Consider the following 18899-nt stretch of genomic DNA (forward strand, 5'->3'; position numbering starts at 1 on the left):
GGGTGGCTCGCTATGCCAGAAGTGAAAGTTATGAATAGAGTCCATAGCCAGTGGCTATAGAGTGGCACAACCCGCTGCCATCAGCGGCTCACCTGCGGCCCTCGGGCCAACTGCTTGCGACTCTCCCCCAGGGTGAATTGCAGGTGATCCCGCAGGAAGGGATAGGCCAGCTCGCGAAACCAGCGGTGAGCCGGATCCAGGTGGTGGCGCTGGTGCCACAGCAGATGATACTGCTGGACCCGGGTGGCGAAGGGGAGATCGCAAAAACTCAGGGCATGTTCCCGGGAGAGCTGCCAGGCGATATGGGCCGGGGTGGTCATCAGACAGTCTGTGCGCAGCAGCACCTCCACCGCGGCCTGGAAGAAGGGCACCCGGGCAAACCAGCGGCGGGAGAGCCCGCGGGGGGCCAGCACCTGCTCCACCGGGCTGTCCTTGTCCCCGCCCCCGCTCACCTGCAGGTGGGGCCATGCAAGGTAATCCTCCAGACTGGGCGCCATGCCAGAGAGCGGGTGATGGCGCCCCATCAGTACCACCAGCCTGTCCTCCCCCTGATGCAGGCCGCGGATCTGGTCCGGCACCAGCTCCGTGATGGTGGAGACCATGTCCAGCTCCGATTGCCAGAGCTGGGGCAACTGGCGCTTGTCCCACAGGCTGTACTCCAGCGCCGCCCGGGGGGCGGCCCTCGCCAGGGCCGCACAGATGTCCGGCAGGATGTGCTGGGCCACGTAGTCGGAGGAGGCGAGCCGAAACACCCGCTCGCAGCGCTCGGGGGCAAATTCCGGCGCCTCGTAGAGCCGCTCCAGGGCCCCGAGGGAATCGGCAAGCTGGGCCGCCAGGGCCTCGGCCCGCGGTGTCAGCAGCCAGCGCTGCCCTTCCCGCACCAGCAGCTCGTCGCCAAACTCGCTGCGAAGCTGGCCGAGCTGCTTGCTGATGGAGGGCTGGCTCAGGTTCAGCAGCTCCGCCGCCCGGCTGATATTGCGGGTCTCCAGCAGCACCTTGAGGGTGGGCAAGAGATTGAGATTCGCTTTGTGCACAGGAGTCACCTCGGGAAGGGGTCGCCGGGATCGGGCCTTCATCTTACGGCAAGGAGAAGCGGAAATTTAAGCAAAATCACGGTCTTGCTCCTCCCACTCCTCTTACACTGGAGGGGCCGCAGGATGACAGTGAACGCCCCGTGCGGCATAATTTCGCCACTTCCCGCCCCAGGGCGGCCATCACGACAAGCGACGACAAGATGACATACGCCACTATCACCGGGTGGGGAAAATGCCTGCCCCCCGCCTCGCTGACCAACGATGACCTCGGCACCATCATGGATACCTCGGACGAGTGGATCTACCCGCGCACCGGCATCAAGGCCCGCCGGGTCTCCCATGTCAGCACCCAGGCGCTCGCCACCCTGGCCGCCCGTCGCGCCCTGGCGTGCGCAGGCCTGGACGCCGCCGCCCTCGATGGCATCATCCTCGCGACCGCCACCCCGGGCACGCTGGTCCCCAATGGTGCCTCCGCCGTGCAGCAGGCCCTCGGCGCCCACAAGGCGGCGGTGTTCGACCTCAACGCCGCCTGCACCGGCTTCGTCTATGCCCTCTCGGTCGCCACCTCCCTGGTGCAGACCGGCATGATGCAAAGGGTGCTGGTGATCGGTGCCGAGCGGCTGACCCAGTTGCTGGACTGGGCCAAGCGCGACACCGCCGTGCTGTTCGGGGATGGCGCCGGCGCCGTCATCATCGAGGCGAGCGAGCAGGAGAGCGGCCTGATTGCCAGCAAGCTCGGCTGTGACAGCGAAGCGCGGGAGATACTGCACGTGCCGAACTTCGGTACGGATAGGGTGCGTTTCGCCGACATTGACGGCCTCTTCACCTTCAACTTCGAGGGGCAGGAGATCTTCAAGCGCGCCGTGCGCGGCATGGGCGAAGCCACCGGCACCGTACTGACCCTGGCGGGCATCGCCCCCGAGCAGGTCGACCTCATCGTGCCGCACCAGGCGAACGTGCGCATCATCGAGACCCTGGCCAAGCGGATGAATGCCCCCATGGATAAGGTGATGGTCAATATAGAGCAGTACGGCAACACCTCCGCCGCCACTGTGCCCATCGCCCTGTGCGAGGCGCTGGAGCAGGGTCGGGTCAAGCCGAACAGCTACCTGCTGACCGCCGCCTTCGGGGCCGGGCTGACCTGGGGCGCCGCCCTCATCAAGTGGGGGGATCGCGTCACCCCGATCGCGAGTTGCGACGAGGTGCTGCCCCCCTGCGAGCAGAGCGCCCTCGAACTCATCGCCCATGCGGTGCAGGGTTGCCAGCAGGCCCGCCCCGCCGACGCCTGAATGAGCGCCAGCGCCCCATGATCCGCCAGGAGCCCCGTGGCTCCTGGCAGCCAGCCCCCCACGCCCCCTCGCCGTTTCGGCAGCGACATAAAAGTCATTGAAAAGTGTGAATTTTGAGCGAAACATATCAAAAAATGACCACTTGACACTTTTTTGTCGTCAGAATGCGGCCAAGGGGTTCACAACCTTGCCGGATCTGGTAGTATGCGGCCTCGCACTTGGGGAGGGGTTCCCGAGCGGCCAAAGGGATCAGACTGTAAATCTGACGGCTCTGCCTTCGAAGGTTCGAATCCTTCTCCCTCCACCATTCAAGTGCGTCAAGTAAGTAAAATCAGGAAAATACCCCGTGGAGGGGTTCCCGAGCGGCCAAAGGGATCAGACTGTAAATCTGACGGCTCTGCCTTCGAAGGTTCGAATCCTTCTCCCTCCACCATCTTCCTGAACACAATATGCAATGCCCCTGTGGAGGGGTTCCCGAGCGGCCAAAGGGATCAGACTGTAAATCTGACGGCTCTGCCTTCGAAGGTTCGAATCCTTCTCCCTCCACCATCCTTCAGACAACCCGGCCTCGCGCCGGGTTTTCGCTTTTCTGGATAGAATCCATATGGCGCTGTCAGATCTGACAATTGCCCTCCCCGCACTTTTTAGAAACAGTGGAGCCTCATGTCGCAAGGAGTACACACAGATGTTTGAAATCTGGGATGAAACGGGTCGCGAGCACGGGCTGACACTGCCCGAGCTGCAACTGCGGCTGCGGGATTATCAGGGAGACGTGATGGTGCGCTACCTCAACCGCCTCGGCCTGCCAAGCACCCTCTTCCTGACCATCCGCCAGGGATACGCCTATCAGCGCTTCAAGGCGGGTTCCCCCATGCTCGACTGGTCCTGGCTTGCCCAGGCCATGCACGCAGCCCCCCAGGCTGGCGCCGCACCTGCACAGGGCCATGCCCTTCCCTGACCCCCTCCTTCCTGCCCACGCCCAAGCAGGGCCCATTATCAGACTCTTCCTACAGCCTCCCTTTAGACCCTCCCTGTATGATGCGTAACCATGTTCCCGTCAGGTGAGAACCATGTTTGCGTTCAAAGAAGAGTCTCCCGTAAGGGCCATGGCCAACATGGCGGATATCGTCGTCCCCTTTTATCAGCCCATCATCGGCCAGGATCGTCAAGTCAAGGGGTATGAGGTGCTGGCCAGGCGCTGGGATGCCGATAGCCAGGGTTATCAGTGCATCGATTTTGCCGCCCTCGGCGAAGATGACGCTCTGCACCTGGATATCGTCATGCTCAGGGCCATCATGCGCGATCTGCCCGTGCTCGCCCAAAAAGGCCCCTATGCACTCTCCATCAACCTCAATCCGGCGCTCTCCAGCCCCACCTACCGCAATCTGCTGTTGCTGGTGCTGCTCCAGGCCCGCAAGCTGGGGATCGACATCTGGTTCGAGGTGCTGGAGCACGTCAGGATCAAACACCAGCACAGGGAGATGATCGAGGTGTTGCGGGCCCATGGCGCCCACATCGCTTGTGACGACTTCGGCTCCCTGGCGTGCAATTTCCAGCGCCTGATGATGCTTCCCTACGAGATCGTGAAGCTGGATCGCTCCCTGCTGCTTCAGGCTGCGCGCAGCACCCACGCCCTCAACATGCTGACGGGGCTGGTGAAATACCTGCAACGACTCGGCATGGCCGTGGTGTGCGAGGGAGTGGAGACCCAGGCCCATATCGAGGTGGCGAACCGGCTGGGCTGCGACTACCAGCAGGGCTACGCCTACGCCATTCCCTCCCCTCTCTCCCGCTGGGCCTGAGCCGGGCGCTTGCGTGTCACGGGGGAAACCCGGGCACCTTTCCCATGAAATTCGGCAGGGTGCTGCCATTTTCCTGCCAAAGATGGCAGGCTGTCCCGGCCACACTGACGCCGAGGCCCGCCATGGTTCGCTTTGCCACCTTCAATCTCGCCTTCGATCGCACTGCACCCGGCATGCTGGGGGAAGAGCTCGCCCTGACCCGCACCGAGCAGGATGCCCTGCTGGCCCGCCTCGCCGACGGCACCTTGAGCGGCGCCCAGAAGACCAAGGCCCTCGACGTGCAGCAGATCCGCAACATCGCCGAAATCATCCAGCGTACCCGGCCGGATGTGTTCCTGCTCAACGAATTCGACAATGACGGCAAGGGCAGCGACACCACGGACCTCAACGCCTTCAACGACAACTACCTGGCCCACGCCCAGCACGACGAAGTGAAGGCCATCAGCTACCCGGTGCTGCAGAACTTTGCCACCAACACCGGCCTGATGAGCGGCCATGACCTCAACCTGGACGGCAAGGTCAACAACGGGCCGGACGACGCCTGGGGCTTTGGCAACTACCACGGCCAGTACGCCTTCGCCGTGATGTCCCAGTACCCCATCGATACCAAGCAGATCCGCACCTTCCAGACATTCAAGTGGAAGGAGATGCCGGGCGAAACGAACCCCGTCATCGACGACTGCAACAATGCCAAGGCGCCGATCCCGGCCGGCCGCCAGTGCGGCGATGCCTGGTATGACGACGCCGCCTGGCAGGCGCTCCCCCTCTCCTCCAAGAACCACGCCGACGTGCCGGTGCGCATCAAGCGTGGCAACAAGGAGGAGGTGATCCACTTCCTTATCTCCCACCCGACTCCGCCCATCTTCGGCAACGCGGCGCGCCACAACGTCAAGCACAACCGGGCCGAAGTCGCCTTCTGGCAGGATTACGTGGAGACCGCCAGCTACATGGTGGATGACGCCGGCAAGGTCGGTGGCCTGCCCGAGGGCGCCAAGTTCGTCATCGCCGGCGATCTCAACGCCGATCCCCAGATTGGCGATGGGGATCTCACCGCCATTCAGGCGCTGCACAACCATGTGCTGGTCAACCAGGCCGTCACCAACGGCGCCCTGATCCCGGTCAGCCAGGGCGGCCCCGAGTGCCTCGCCAGCCAGCCGGATCAGTGCAAGCGCAACAATAACCGCCCCACCCCGGAGCGCATCACCAGCAGCAGCGGCCTGCAGCTCGACCACGTGCTGCCCTCCGCCAACCTGAACGCGGTCGCCTCCGGCGTGTTCTGGCCAGCCAGCTTCGAGCCGGGCTACCACCTGGTGTATGACGCCAAGTTCGGCATCGCCAAGGGAGTCAGCTCGGATCACCGCCTGGTGTGGGTCGACGTCACACTGTGACAGTGACGCAGAGCAGATAAGCAACGGGGCCCGCAGGCCCCGTTTTCATTGGTTTGTCATACCAGCTTCTCCACCCGGGCCGGCAGCCCCTGGCGGGCCGACGAGCCGATGGCCCAGTCCACCAGGGGATAGCGGCCATGGCGGCTGGGATCCAGCACCGCCAAGTCATTCAGATTGACCCCGGCTCCGCGCAACGGATTGGCGACCACTTTCTGGCCGTCTATCCAGTGTTCCCGCGCCCCCAGCTCCTTGTGGCCGAAGCCGTGTTCGATGGCGATGGCATCGGCCTGCACCCCGGCCACGCACTCGGCCACCCCGATCACGCTCCCATCCGGGGTGCTGACCCGCACCCTGTCCCCGCTCTCGATGCCCAGCTGCGCCGCCGTCTGCACATTGAGCCGCACCCGGTTGCTGGGGTTCACCTGGCGCAGGCGATCCGAGCCGATGCTCATGGAGCTCATGGTGTGGGACTTGTAGCTGGTGAGCAGCAGCGGCCACTGGGCCGGCTTGAACGCCTCATTGAGCGGCGTGCCGTCCGCCAGCTGGGGACGGAAAAAGCGCGGGGTACCGCTCAGGAACTGCCCGCTCTGGCTGTGGCGGCGGCTGCCCACCTCGGGGTTCCACACCATCAGCGGCTTGGGCCAGCGCTTGCTTGGCTGACCCGCTTCGTCGCGCCCCTTGGCCGCCGGCTCGAAGCGCCCGCCACGGGCGAAGAGATAGGCGGCGCGGCCCGCCTCCTCCGCACTCAGGGTGGCGTTCAGCACCGGCAGGATCCGCTCCACCCCGGACCAGGCGAGATCCTCAGGCCCGATAGGAGGCACCGGCTCGCCGAGATAGGCGACGTTGGCCGCCCCGTAGAGGGAAAAGTCCGCCGCCTTATGCAGGGCATGCAACTTGCCGTCCGCCCCTTTGAGCGCCCCCTCGCCAAAGCCCGGCAGCCCCAGCCGTTTGGCCACCGCGATAAAAAAGGACTCCATACAGACCGGATCCCCCTCGGCGGTCTTGGCGACACGGGGCTCCACGATAGGCCAGCGGCCGGTGGAAACCTTGGTCATCACCCCGTGCCAGGCGGTGGCCCAGCCCCAGGACTCGTAGGTGAGGGTGTCCGGCACCAGGTAGTCCGACAGCGCCGACGACTCGTTGATGAAGCTGTCGATGCTGACCACAAGGGGCAGCACGGCAGGGTCCTTGAGCTCTTCGCCGATGGCCTTGCTGAGCCCGGCCTGGCCGTAGAGGGGATTGCCCATGTGATTGATCCAGGCCTTGAGCCGGTAGGGATAGCCGTTCACCGCAGCGGTCAGGTGTTCGCCGAGCAAGGGGCCCGAGATGGGGAACCAGGGCTCTTGCGCTGGATAGGGGTTCTGGCCCGCCTCGCGCTTGCGCCGATATTCGGAAGTTTTCTCGTAGGGGAACTTGGATCGCGACAGGAAGACCCCGGCGGGCTTGACCATGCCGGGGAAGCTCGCCAGATCGTAGCGCGGCCCCGCCCCGAAGGGATCGAACTTGCCGCCGCTCGCCACGGCGCCGCCCCGGGCGTTCAAGTTCCCTACCATGACGTTGAGCATCATGATGGCCCAGGCCGAGTAGAAGCCGTTGGCGCTCATGGTGCCGCCGTGGGAGACCACGGCCGCCCGGGTACCGTGGCTGGTGAACTCCCGCGCCAGCGCCTCGATATCGGCCACCGGCACGGCGCACTCGGCGCTGTATTGTTCGAGGGTGTGCTCCCGGCACGCCTCGGCCAGCAGCTGGAAGCTGCTCTTCACCATCAGCTCCCCCTTGGGGCCCTGAATGGCGCGATCCACCCAGAGGTTGGCCCGCTCACACTGGCCGGCGGGTCTCGGCTCGCCGCTCCCCGCCTCCTCTATCAGCATGGCGTCCCCCTCCCCATAGGCTTCCCCCTCAAAGGGCAGCCCGAGATCGCTTGAGCGCAGCATCTGGCCGAAGCGCGGGTGGGATTCATCGCTGACCACCAGGTGGCTGGCGTTGCAAAAACCGCGATAACCGGCCCGCTCGGCGGCGGCAGCATGGGGTGCCGTCAGGAAGGGCTCGGCATAGCGTTGGTTGTCGATGATCCAGCGCAGCATGGCCATGGCCAGCGCCGAGTCGGTGGCGGGACGAATGGGCAGCCAGCGGTTGGCAGGGGCGGAGGGCATGTTCACCGTGTTGGGCAGGCTGGGGGCCACCACCACGTAGGAGAACGGCTTGCCCGGTCGCGCCCGGTTAGCCGCCAGCTGACGGGACTGGCGCTTGAAGGGGTTGCCCGATTGCTGGGGCGAGGTGCCCATGAACAGCAGGAAGTCGCTCTCGTCCCAGTCCGGCTTGAGGTGGGCGTTCTTCTCCAGATCGTCCAGCAGGGCGCCGGCCCCGACCCGGAACGACAGGCCGCAGTAAGCGCCGTGGTTGGCGAAGTTGCGGGTACCGAAGCTGTTGAAGGTGAAGCGCTTGATGAAGTGATCCCGCCCCTCGTCCGAGGCGTTGCTCACCAGCAGCTGGTTGGCCCTGGGGCCGTACTCCGGGTTGGCCGGGTCGAGCGGCTCGGCGAGGTTGCGGATGGCCCGCAGCCCCTCAACCTGGCCCTCGCCAAACAGGTCTCCCCCCTCCACCACCTCGGCCACCAGCTGCTCGAAGGGGATGCTCTGCCAGCGGCCGCTGCCACGGGGCCCCACCCGCTTGAGACAACGGGTGACCCGCTGCGGGCTGTCGAGCTGCTCGAGCATGGCGTTGCCCCGGGCGCAGGCGGTGGAGCGCCCGTCCAGCCCCCCTTCCTGGTAGCCACTGGTTGCGAGCAGCGCCTGCTTGACCGGGGTCTTGAAGTCAATGTGATGGCGAGCGGAGAGGGGGTGATAGGGGTTGCCCAGGATCCGCACTATCTGGTCGCGCTCGTTGTCGATGCGGGCCCGCACTCCGCACAGGGTCCAGCAGCCGAGGCACATGGTGTTGGCAACCCGCTGGGCCGGGTTGGGGTGCAGCTCCCCCTGCTCGTCAACCCGGTACTCCACGGCCAGCGAGTTGCCATGGATGGGATCCCGGGTCGGCTGGCCCGAGCTGCCGGTGGCGAGGCCAGTCGCCACCTGCTTGAGGGTGTCGCTGTAACCGGCGACGAACAATCCGGTACCGCCGGCGATGGCGGCACCCTTGAGAAACTTGCGTTTGCTGTGATCCATCAGAGTGCCTCGCGTGCAAAAGGAGTGGGTGCCTTGATGGCGGGGGAAGCAGAGGGGCGCACCAGCTCCGAGAGGGCCACCAGCAGGGCCAGCAGCAGACCGAAAGTACCGAGAATGCCGAGCACACCGGCCGGACCCCAGGCGATTTCATAGAGATAGACGCCGGCCCCGTACTTGGGCGCGAGCTGCCCCTGGATCAGCACCAGCCAGCGCAGGCCCCACACCAGGTGCAGCCCCAGCAGCGCCAGCCCCCAGAGTGCCAGGCGGGCAGAGATCCTTCGCTGGATCAGCATCAGCAGGCCAGCCAGCCCCAGGGTCAGCAACAGCCAGTGGGCCGCCAGCCGCCAGCTCGGGTCGAGCCGATAGAGGGCCGCGGCCTCTGCCGCCGAGGCGCCGCCAAGCAGGGCCCAGCCCAGCAGGGAGAGGGCCAGCAGGCTCAAGGTCCAGCCGCTCTGGCGCAGCAGGGTCGACTCGGTCTGGGCACGCCAGCCCGCCAGCAAGCGGTTGAGCAGCAGCAGGGCGCTCTGGGCCCCCAGCACGGCGCTCAGGGTCAGCAGCCAGGGCAACCAGGGGGTGTGCCAGAGCGGGCGCGCCGCCACCGCCATGGTCTCGAGCCCGGTGTAGAGGGCGATGCTGAGCCCGCTCAGGGCCGCCAGCAGGGAGAGGGGCCGCAGCCAAACGTGCCCCGACCAGCTTCCCAGGCAGAGCAGCCGGGCAAGGCGGGCTATCTTGTCCCCTTCTGCACCGCGCCGGGCCAGGGCTGGCCTTAGCAGCAGCCAGCCGAACAGCATGGAGAGCAGGCTGAACAACGGTAGCAGATAGGCGCCATACCACATGACGGAGCCAAAGCGCGCCTGGGCGTAGAAGTGCCAGGCTCGGGCCGGCTGGTGCAGATCCGCGGTCAGGGCGATGGGAGCCACCAGGCCGGCCGCCACCATCAACACCGCCGCCAGGGTCTGCAGCCGCGGGTCCGGTGCCTTGCGCCACAGCTCAAACGCACCGAGCCAGAGGGCCCCGTAGGCGAGGCCGATGAGAAAGAAATATTGCACCGCCCAGGGCAGCCAGGTGATGGGCTGAGCCGGGGCCAGCAGTTCGTTAATGACCATGGGCTATCTCCTTGCCATCGTCGGTGAGCAGGGTGCGCAGGGCCGGATTGCCGTCGACCTTGCTGACGAAGGCCTCGTCCATGCCCAGATAAAATACCCGCGGCTGGGTATTGGCCTCGGGCTTGAGCACCTTGAGCGCCGGCTCGTGTTCGCGCAGCAAGCGGCTTATCCGGCTCTTGGGGTCGTTCAAATCGCCTATGATGCGCGCCTCTCCGACACAGCTCTCGACGCAGGCGGGCAAGAGCCCCGCCTCCAGCCGATGGGCGCAGAAGGTGCACTTGTCGGCGGTGTTGGTCTCGTGGTTGATGAAGCGGGCGTCATAGGGGCAGGCCTGCACGCAGTAGCCGCAGCCGACGCACCAGTCGTTGTTGACCACGACGATGCCGTCGTCGCGCTGGAAGGTGGCGCCGGTGGGGCAGACATCGAGGCAGGCGGGCTCGGCGCAGTGGTTGCACAGCCTCGGCAGCATCAAGAGAGAGGCGGGAGCCTCGAGGGCGCCCACGTCGCTCACCTCGTACTGGCTCACCGTGGTGCGAAACTGGCCGAGGGGGGGTTGGTTTTCGATGGTGCAGGCCACGGTGCAGGCCTGGCAGCCGACGCAGCGGCGCAGGTCGATCAGCATGCCGTAGCGCTTGCGCCCGTCCCCCCGGCTGATGGCCGCCCGCCCGTTGCGGGGAGCGGGAACGGACTGCGCCTGAACCTGGGTGACGGGGATCAGGGCCGCCCCTGCGGTGAGGGCGGCGATCCCGGATAACAATCGGCGCTTGCTGGGCTCCATGGCGTCTTTCCTTCTGCTGAGCTGCTTGAAAGGGGTTGGGCCGATTGTCCTCAACGCAGGAAGTCGCCTCTATTGTGGTTTTCCACATACCGGGAGCCGGGTTGATCCAGCGCAATAAAAAATGCCCCAGCCCTGCTGAACTGTGACAGGGGCGGCGTTTGCTCCCCCTCCCGGCCCCCGTTCGCGTGCAAGCGCGCGCCCCGGTGATAGACTGCCCCCTTTACATCGAGAGGAGAGCCCCCTGCACGCCCCAGTCCCCTTGCCCCTGCTCAGCCTGCTGCTCTGGCTCGCCCTGTCAGCCCTGCCGCTGCGGGTGCAGGCCGCCCCAACCCCCTCTGTGCCAGCGCTGGCCCAACAGCTGCCCACACCATCCCAGGCCACGCCGGTGCAGACCATGGCCGAGCCGATACGCATCGGCGTGTTGGCAACCCGCGGCCCGGCACTGGCCAGAGCCCAGTGGCAACCGCTGCTGCGCTGGCTGGCGCAGCGCGTGCCCGGCCATCGCTTCGTGCTGCATCCGCTGGGGCTCGATGAACTGGCCGAGGCCGTCGCCCTCGAGCACCTCGATTTCGTCATCACCAACCCGGGTCAGTCGGTGAGCCTGGCGCGCCAGTATCCGCTGGCCTGGCTCGCCACCCTCAAGAGCCCGGCCGGGGGTGACAACCTCGCCATCGGCGCGGCGCTGGTGGTGCCCGCCCAGGCCCCCTACCGACACTGGCGTGACCTCAAGGGGCAAGCGGTCGCCGCCGTCTCGGAGAACGCCTTCGGCGGCTACCTCGCCTATCGCTTCGAGGCGGGCGAACAGGGGGTTCGGCTGGAACATTTCTTCTCCACCGTACAGTTCACCGGGTTTCCACTGGATCGGCTCATCGAGCGATTGGCGGCAGGGGAGGTGGCCGCCGCCATCGTGCCGGTGTGTCAGCTCGAGCGCATGGAGCGGGAAGGCAAGGTCGCCAAGGGGGCATATCGGGTGCTGGACGATCAGGCGCCGCCCGGCTTTGGTTGCCAGAGCTCGACCCGGCTCTACCCCAACTGGTCCTTCGCCAAGACAGAGCGGGCCTCCCCCGCGCTGGCGCTGGCGGTGACCCGCGCGCTGTACGATCTGCCCGCTGATAGCGAGGCGGCCATCGCCGCCGATTCGGCGGGCTGGACCGTGCCCACCAGCGAGCTCGCCATCGACCGCCTGCTCAAGGCGCTGGATCGCCACCCGCTGCAGGGCCCCTGGTGGCAAGCGGCCTGGCACTGGCTGCGCCAGCATCAGCAGTGGGGCTGGGGCGCCCTGGCGCTGGTACTGCTGCTGGGAGGCCACCACCTGCTGCTGCAATACCTGTTCAACCGCAGCCAGCGCCGGCTGCTCCAAGCCCGCCACCAGCTCGAGCAGAAGGGACGCCAGCTGGCACAGGCCAGACGGCTCGCCGAACTGGGTGAGCTGGGCGCCAACGTGGCCCACGAGATCAATCAGCCCCTCAGCGCCATCGCCAACTACAGCCAGGGGGCACTGCTGCGACTGGACAGATTGGCACAGGATCCGGCCCAGTCTGCTGCCCAGGCCTCCCTGCGTCAGGCCCTGGAGCAGATAGGGCGCCAGGTCCAGCGCATCACCCAGACCGTCAACCGGCTCAGAGCCAGGCTGCAGAAGCGCCCTCCCCGCTTCGCGCCTTGCGACCTGCCCACCCTGGTGGCGGAGTTGCGCCCCCTGCTGGAGCAGATGCTGGCGCCGCTCGACGTCGCCTTCACCCTGCACTGGCAGGGCCAGCCGCGCCCGTTGCCACTGGACGGCACCGGGATGGAGCAGTTGCTGGTCAACCTCATCAAGAATGGCGCCGAGAGTGCAGCGAAGAGGGTGCGCGCCGCTGTTCACTCTCCTGCTCACCCCCCTGCGCAAGTAGCGGCGCAGGCGCCTGCCCGGGTCGAGCTGCTGATCGCCTTCGAGGCACAGAGCCTGCTGCTGGAGATCCGCGACAACGGCGTTGGCCTGAGAGTCCCCGCCACCGAACTGCAGCAGGCGTTTTACAGCGACAAGCCGGACGGCATGGGGTTGGGGCTGGCCATCTGCCGGGAGGTGGTCGAGAGCCATCGCGGCCAATTCAGCCTGGAGAACCTGAGCCCCCACGGCTGTCTGGCCCGGGTCATTGTGCCCATGCAGCCCCCCGAGGATCACACCTCAGCCACCCCCACCCACCCGCCAACACCGAGGAACTGAGATGACGTCCCCCTCCCGCCCCCCGCTCTATCTGGTCGATGACGACGAGGCCGTGCTCGACTCCCTGCGCTTCATGCTGGAGAGCTGCGACGAGCGGCAACTGCTCAGCTTTGCCGATGGCGAGCGCTTTCTGGCCGAGGTCGACCTGCACCAACCCGCCTGCCTCATTCTCGACTGCCGCATGCCGGGACTCTCTGGCCCCGAGGTCCAGCAGCGGCTGAAGGCGGCCCAGAGCCCCATCGCCATCCTGTTTCTCACCGGCCACGGCGAGGTCCCACTGGCGGTGGAATCCCTCAAGCTGGGGGCGGTGGATTTCTTGCAAAAGCCGGTGCAGCTGGCCCCCCTGCTCGCCGCCATCGAGCGGGCCGAGCAGGCGACGCTGAGTGCGGCCACCCGCCTCGCCCAGCTGGCCGCCTTTGAGCGCCTCACACCGCGCGAACGCCAGTTGTTGCAGCTCATCGCCCGGGGCCACAAGAACCAGCAGATAGCGCAGGATCTCTGCATTTCGGTGCGCACCGTCGAGGTGTGCCGCGCCAGCCTGATGAAACGCCTGGCGGTGAACTCCCTCGCCGAGATGCTGCTGCGCTACGCGCAGGTGAACGAACACCCCTGAGTGGCCTGCAACCGTACAAAACGGGCCGAGATCACACATTTGGCGCTTCGATGGCGGTAGAGTGCCCTCTTCTCTTCACCAGGATCGCCCGGGTCCTGCGCCTTGTTTCGAGGACACATCATGGAACTGCTTCTGCTCAGCAACGGTAAAACCACAGAACACCCCGGCCTGCTCGGCTGGGCCCGCGACCGGGTGCAAACCCTGCTCGCTCGCAACCAGGTCAAGCGCATCCTGCTCATCCCCTACGCGGTGATCCGCAGCGACTGGGATGCCCGCGCCCGGGAGCTCACCGAGAGTCTAGGGGTGGACGCCATCAGCATCCATCACTTCGACGATCCGGTGGATGCCATCAACCGGGCCGACGCCATCTTCATCAGCGGCGGCAATACCTGGCTCCTGAACCAGCGGCTGCACGAGTATGGTCTGGTGGTCCCCATCCAGCGTGCGGTGCGCGAGCGGGGCGTGCCCTATGTGGGCTGGAGCGCCGGCTGCAACGTGGCCACCCCCAGCATCCGCACCACCAACGACATGCCGGTGTGCAGCGCCGTCGTGCTGCCTGCGCTGGGGCTCTTCCCCGTGCAGATCAACCCCCACTATCTGGACGCCAGCATCAGCGGCCACATGGGGGAGACCCGGGACGAGCGTCTGGCCGAGTTCTGCGCCATCAACCCGAGCGAATCCGTGGTGGCCCTGCGCGAGGCGAGCCTGTTGCAGATCGGCGGCGATCACATCGAGTACTGGAGTGCCCGGGGCGAGACCTTCAAGATCTTCAAGCACGGCGAACCCATCCGGGAATACGGGGACGCTGCGCCTCTGGCAGCGCTCACCCCCTTCACGCCGGCACGCTGATCCTGCCAAACGATAGAGGGATGGCCTGCGCCATCCCTCTTTCTTTGTTGCTCGCCCCTTCGTAATTCACTCCAGAATGGCCATCTCCTCCCGAGAGCCGCTGCGCCCGGGAGCCCTCAGCAACACCACCAGCGGCACGGCGCACAGGCTGACCCACATCATCAGGCGAAAATCCTGCAGGTAGGCGAGCAGGCTGGCCTGCCGGGTCACCTCGCCGTTGATCATGGCCAGCCCCTTCGGCGTCATCAGCTCCGCCATGCCCCCGCCCTGATGCAGGTTGACATTGAACGGGGTGATGTAGGCGGCGAACGCCTCGTGGTTCATCTGGGATCGCTGGGCCAGATAGGTGATTACCACCGAGATGCCGATGCTGCTGCCGATGTTGCGCACCAGGCTGAACAGCGCCGTCCCCTCGTTGCGATAGCGCGGCGCCAGGGTCGCAAAGGTGATGGTGGAGAGTGGCACGAAGATGAAGCCGAGCCCCAGCCCCTGGATGATGCCGGTGCGCACTATGTCCCAGCTGCCGATGTCCGTGTTGAACAGGGTCATCTCCCACATGGAGAAGCTGGTGAGCAGCAGCCCTGACAGGATGAGGTAACGGGCGTCCACCCGGCCCGACAGCCTGCCCACCAGCATCATGGCAACCATGGTGCCCACCCCGCGCGGGGCGAGCAGGTAACCCACGTCGATCACCGGGTAACCCATCAGCCCCTGCATGAAGGGAGGCAGCAGCGTCATGGTCGCCAGCAAGATGATGCCGACGATGAAGATGAAGAGCAGACCGACGCTGAAGTTGCGATCCCGGAACAGGGCCGGTTCTATGTAGGGGTGCGGGTGGGTGAAGATATGCACCACGAAGAGGTAGAACGCCATCACCATCAGGGCGGTCTCGATGACGATCTCCCGGCTGGCGAACCAGTTCTGGGACTCTCCCCTGTCCAGCGCCATCTGCAACGCCCCGATGCCGAGACTCAACAGGGCGAACCCCAGCAGATCGAAGCGGCGGCTGGCATCGATCTTCGTCTCCTCGATGAAGGCGGCAAGTCCGAACCAGGCCAGCAAGCCGAACGGCAGGTTGATGTAGAAGACCCAGCGCCAGTTGTAGTACTCGGTGAGCCAGCCCCCCAGCGACGGCCCCAGAATGGGGCCCACCATGACCCCTATCCCCCAGAGCGCCATGGCGGAGCCGTGCTTCTCCGGCGGATAGGTGTCCAGCAGCACCGCCTGTGAGAGGGGCACCAGACTGGCACCAAAGATCCCCTGCAGCAGGCGGAACAGCACTATCTGATCCAGGCTCTGGGCCGCGCCGCACAGCATGGAGGCAACGGTAAAGCCCGCCACCGACCACATGAACAGCCTTTTGCGGCCAATTCTTGCCGAAATGAAACCGGTCAGCGGCATGAAGATGGCGGCCGCCACTATGTAGGAGGTGAGCACCCAGGAGATCTGATCCTGGGTCGCCCCCATCGCCCCCTGCATGTGGGGGAGGGCCACGTTGGCGATGGTGGTGTCCAGCGCCTGCATGATGGTCGCCACCATCACCGACAAGGTGATGAAGGTGCGACGGGAAGCCTGGTCTGCCTGCCCTGTGGCTGCGCTCGTCATATCAACCTCGACCTGACAGGCCAGGCAGGGTGCGCTGATGGCCGGTGTCTATCTCGGCAGTAGCACTCAGACCCGCCCTCAGGGTGGGCAGATCCGCTCCCGAATCCAGCTTGATCCGCACTGCCACCCGCTGGGCGATCTTGACCCAGTTGCCGGTGGCGTTCTGGGCCGGGATCACCGAAAACTCGGAGCCTGTGGCCGGGCTCAGGCTCTCCACCACCCCGGTCCAGTGCGCATCGGGGTAGGTATCCACACTGATGTCCACCTTCTGGCCAGGTTGCACATGGGTCAGCTCCGTCTCGGTGAAGTTCGCCTCCACCCAGGGGGTGTCGGTCTCCACCAGCATCATGGCGGTCATGCCCACCAGATTGTACTGGCCGGGCTTGGGCAACTGGCAGGCGATGCCGTTGGCGGGGGCATAGATGGTGGTGCGAGCCAGATCCAGCCTGGCCTTGGCCAACTCGGCCGCGGCCTCCTGATAGGCGGGCTGCTGCTCCACCGGCAGGTTCACGTCCCCGCTGAGGGAGGCTTCAATCTTCTTGAGCCCCTCCTCCAGCGCCACCTGCTGCTGGGCGGTCTGTATGGTGAGCTGGCGGGCATCGTCGTAATTGGCGGTGGAGGTGAAGTGCCTGGTCACCAGATCCGCCTGGCGACGCTCCTCCTTCAGGGCATAGGCATGGCGGGTGCGGGCCACGGCGATCTCCGCCTGCTGGCCGCGATAACTGGTCTGCAGCGCCACCAGATCGGTGCGCACCTTGGCAAGTTCCGCCTCGGCCTTGGCCACGGCGACCCGGAAGGGCTCCTGATCCAGCTCGAACAGCGGCTGGCCGGCACGGACCTGCTGGTTTTCCTCGACGAACACCTTGGCCACCCGGCCCAGCACCTCGGTGCTGATGGGGACCTTGTCCGCCTTCACATAGGCGTTGTCCGTCTCCACATAGCGCCCGCCCTGCAGGTAGATAACGCCCGCGCCGATCAGGGCCAGGGCCGGCACCACCACCAGCAACAGCAGGCGGGTACGGCGCCGGTTGGCGGCAGGAAGGGAGGAAGAGGGGGAATCAGTGGTCATGATATGGCTCCACGTTGGTTGGCATCACAGGAAAGCATCAGAGGTGGCCGAGGTTGGCACGCAGGATCTTGAGGGAGCGGCACAGCGCCTCGGTCGCCTCCTCCCCCAGCTCGCCGATGGCCCTCTGATGCACCAGATCGGACGCCTGTTTGATCATCGCCAGATAGGGGGTGGCCCCTTCGGTCAGATGGAGCTGATAGGCACGCCTGTCATGGGGGTCGCTGCGCCGCTCCACCAGGCCGCTCTCCGCCAGCTGATCGAGCTGACGGGCCAGGGTGATGGGCTGGATGTCGAGCCGCTCCGCCAGATCCACCTGGCGGATCCCTTCGCTGCGTGCAATGTGCACCAGAGCTCTGGCCTGGGCCAGGGTGAGGCAGCTTCCCTCCAGCTGCTGCTGGAACTGGCGGCGCATCAGACGCTGGACGTCGCCGATGAGAAAGCCAAGGGTGTCCGGTTGTTTGTTCATGATATGCAACCCATATAGTAAGCTTTGCTTATTATATGCAAAGCGTCTCCATGTGCAAGCTGGCCCCGGCCGCCGTTTGGGTTCATGCTGGGTGCCACCACCTCAACGGCAGGAGACACGTCATGGATATCAGGATGGAGCGGGACAGCCTGGGGGAGATAGCCGTCCCGGCGGACAGGCTCTGGGGGGCCCAGACCCAGCGCTCCCTGCATCACTTCAACATCTCGGGGGAGCGCCAACCCATGGAGATCATCCATGCCCTGGCCCGCATCAAGTCCGCCTGCGCCCGGGTCAACCACGCCCTGGGGCTGCTCCCCGCCCGCAAGGCCCAGGCCATCATGGCCGCTGCCGACGAAATCCTGCGCGGTCTGCACGACGCCGAGTTTCCCCTGATGGTGTGGCAGACCGGCTCCGGCACCCAAACCAACATGAACCTCAACGAGGTGCTGGCAAACCGGGCCAGCGAACTGCTCGGCGGCCCCCGGGGGGAAGCGCGGCTGGTGCATCCCAACGACGAGGTAAACAAGAGCCAGTCCAGCAACGATGTCTTTCCGAGCGCCATGAACCTGGCGGCGGTCACCGCCATCACGCAGCGGTTGCTGCCAGCCCTCGCTGCCCTGAAGCAGACCCTGGCAGGCAAGGCCGCCGCCTTCGACCACATCGTCAAGATTGGCCGCACTCATTTGCAGGATGCCACTCCCCTCACCCTGGGCCAGGAGATCTCCGGCTGGGTCGCCCAGCTTGAACAGGGGGAGCGCCATCTACGCGCCGCCCAGCCCCATTTGTGCGAGCTGGCGCTCGGCGGCACCGCCGTGGGCACCGGCCTCAACTGCCCTCCCGGCTTTGCCGAGGCGGTGGCCAGAACCCTGGCCGAGCAGACCGGCCTGCCGCTTATCAGCGCCCCCAACAAGTTCGAGGCCCTGGCGGCGAGTGACGCCCAGGTTCACGCCCACGGTGCCCTCAAGACGCTGGCAGCCTCCCTCATGAAGATCGCCAACGACGTGCGCTGGCTGGCGAGCGGCCCCCGCAGCGGGCTGGGGGAGCTGCTCATCCCCGAGAACGAGCCTGGATCCTCCATCATGCCCGGCAAGGTCAACCCGACCCAGAGCGAGGCCCTCACCATGCTCTGCGCCCAGGTGATGGGCAACGATGTGGCCATCAACATCGGCGGTGCCAGCGGCAACTTCGAGCTCAACGTGTTCAGGCCGATGATCGCCTACAACATCCTGCAGAGCGTGCGGCTGCTGGGGGATGGCATGCAGAGCTTCCACGACCACTGCGCCGTCGGCATCACCCCGAACCAGGCCAGGATCGACGATCTGCTCTCCCGCTCCCTGATGCTGGTGACGGCCCTCAACCCCCATATCGGCTATGACAAGGCGGCCGAGATCGCCAAGCGGGCGCACCATCAGGGGCTCAGCCTGCGGGAGGCGGCCATTGCCTCGGGCCACCTCAGCGCGGAGCAATTCGATGCCTGGGTGATCCCCGCTGACATGGTGGGTCACACGCCATAAAGCAGCGCACTGCACTGCA

Annotated in this window: 14 protein-coding genes, 3 tRNA genes and 1 pseudogene; 11 read left to right on the forward strand and 7 right to left on the reverse strand. The window is 65.9% G+C overall.

What is annotated here, in order from left to right; translation table 11 throughout:
* Positions 1-80: 80 nt before the first annotated feature.
* Positions 81-1034, reverse strand: a complete 954-nt coding sequence (locus I6L32_RS01940; protein ID WP_109112806.1) for a LysR family transcriptional regulator — start codon at positions 1032-1034, stop codon at positions 81-83.
* Positions 1035-1234: 200 nt separating this feature from the next.
* Between I6L32_RS01940 and I6L32_RS01945 the strand changes: the two genes are divergently transcribed.
* The 7 genes and pseudogenes from I6L32_RS01945 to I6L32_RS01975 all read left to right on the forward strand — a co-directional run bounded on the left by I6L32_RS01945 (position 1235) and on the right by I6L32_RS01975 (position 5513).
* The gene (locus I6L32_RS01945; protein WP_216944576.1) at positions 1235-2323 is read left to right on the forward strand and encodes a ketoacyl-ACP synthase III; all 1089 of its coding nucleotides are present in this window, start codon (positions 1235-1237) and stop codon (positions 2321-2323) included.
* 222 nt (positions 2324-2545) lie between these two features.
* Positions 2546-2630, forward strand: a tRNA-Tyr gene (locus I6L32_RS01950).
* A gap of 41 nt (positions 2631-2671) precedes the next feature.
* Positions 2672-2756: transfer RNA gene (locus I6L32_RS01955), tRNA-Tyr, on the forward strand.
* Between the two features lie 31 nt (positions 2757-2787).
* Positions 2788-2872 (forward strand) — tRNA-Tyr (locus I6L32_RS01960).
* 136 nt (positions 2873-3008) lie between these two features.
* A complete protein-coding gene (locus tag I6L32_RS01965; protein ID WP_109112804.1) occupies positions 3009-3281 on the forward strand; it encodes a hypothetical protein in 273 nt (90 codons plus the stop codon).
* A gap of 112 nt (positions 3282-3393) precedes the next feature.
* Positions 3394-4125, forward strand: coding sequence for an EAL domain-containing protein (locus I6L32_RS01970; protein ID WP_216944577.1), 732 nt, complete (start codon positions 3394-3396; stop codon positions 4123-4125).
* A gap of 82 nt (positions 4126-4207) precedes the next feature.
* A pseudogene (locus tag I6L32_RS01975) lies at positions 4208-5513 on the forward strand (endonuclease/exonuclease/phosphatase family protein).
* A 56-nt stretch (positions 5514-5569) separates the two neighbouring features.
* Here I6L32_RS01975 and I6L32_RS01980 read toward each other — a convergent pair.
* Genes I6L32_RS01980 through dsrO form a run of 3 tightly spaced genes read right to left on the reverse strand, consistent with a single transcriptional unit; the run spans position 5570 to position 10561 of the window.
* Positions 5570-8677: a tetrathionate reductase subunit A gene (locus I6L32_RS01980; protein ID WP_216944579.1), complete on the reverse strand. Its 3108-nt coding sequence runs from the start codon at positions 8675-8677 to the stop codon at positions 5570-5572.
* Positions 8677-9783 (reverse strand): NrfD/PsrC family molybdoenzyme membrane anchor subunit, encoded by a 1107-nt coding sequence (nrfD, locus tag I6L32_RS01985; RefSeq protein ID WP_216944580.1) that lies wholly within the window; start codon positions 9781-9783, stop codon positions 8677-8679. Before nrfD ends, I6L32_RS01980 begins: the two co-directional genes overlap by 1 nt.
* Positions 9773-10561: a sulfate reduction electron transfer complex DsrMKJOP subunit DsrO gene (dsrO, locus tag I6L32_RS01990; RefSeq protein WP_139700114.1), complete on the reverse strand. Its 789-nt coding sequence runs from the start codon at positions 10559-10561 to the stop codon at positions 9773-9775. Before dsrO ends, nrfD begins: the two co-directional genes overlap by 11 nt.
* A 259-nt stretch (positions 10562-10820) precedes the next feature.
* Between dsrO and I6L32_RS01995 the strand changes: the two genes are divergently transcribed.
* From I6L32_RS01995 to pepE, 3 genes are all read left to right on the forward strand, one after another.
* Positions 10821-12764, forward strand: a complete 1944-nt coding sequence (locus tag I6L32_RS01995) for a PhnD/SsuA/transferrin family substrate-binding protein (protein WP_216944581.1) — start codon at positions 10821-10823, stop codon at positions 12762-12764.
* Between the two features lies 1 nt (position 12765).
* Positions 12766-13377, forward strand: a complete 612-nt coding sequence (locus I6L32_RS02000) for a response regulator transcription factor (RefSeq protein WP_216944582.1) — start codon at positions 12766-12768, stop codon at positions 13375-13377.
* Positions 13378-13497: 120 nt separating this feature from the next.
* On the forward strand, positions 13498-14226 hold the full coding sequence (gene pepE, locus I6L32_RS02005) for a dipeptidase PepE (RefSeq protein ID WP_048208247.1): 729 nt from the start codon (positions 13498-13500) through the stop codon (positions 14224-14226).
* 66 nt (positions 14227-14292) lie between these two features.
* Here pepE and I6L32_RS02010 read toward each other — a convergent pair whose 3' ends face one another.
* The 3 genes from I6L32_RS02010 to I6L32_RS02020 are packed head-to-tail and all read right to left on the reverse strand — an operon-like array spanning position 14293 to position 17366.
* Positions 14293-15831 (reverse strand): DHA2 family efflux MFS transporter permease subunit, encoded by a 1539-nt coding sequence (locus I6L32_RS02010; protein WP_103858720.1) that lies wholly within the window; start codon positions 15829-15831, stop codon positions 14293-14295.
* A gap of 1 nt (position 15832) precedes the next feature.
* Positions 15833-16900, reverse strand: coding sequence for an HlyD family secretion protein (locus I6L32_RS02015; RefSeq protein ID WP_216944583.1), 1068 nt, complete (start codon positions 16898-16900; stop codon positions 15833-15835).
* Positions 16901-16937: 37 nt separating this feature from the next.
* Entirely contained in the window at positions 16938-17366 is a 429-nt protein-coding gene (locus I6L32_RS02020; protein WP_010673264.1) for a MarR family winged helix-turn-helix transcriptional regulator, read from the reverse strand.
* Between the two features lie 122 nt (positions 17367-17488).
* Between I6L32_RS02020 and fumC the strand changes: the two genes are divergently transcribed.
* Positions 17489-18880, forward strand: coding sequence for a class II fumarate hydratase (gene fumC, locus I6L32_RS02025; RefSeq protein WP_216944584.1), 1392 nt, complete (start codon positions 17489-17491; stop codon positions 18878-18880).
* The last annotated feature ends 19 nt before the right edge of the window (positions 18881-18899 follow it).

This window comes from Aeromonas sp. FDAARGOS 1402 (assembly GCF_019046925.1).
Lineage (GTDB): Bacteria > Pseudomonadota > Gammaproteobacteria > Enterobacterales > Aeromonadaceae > Aeromonas > Aeromonas caviae.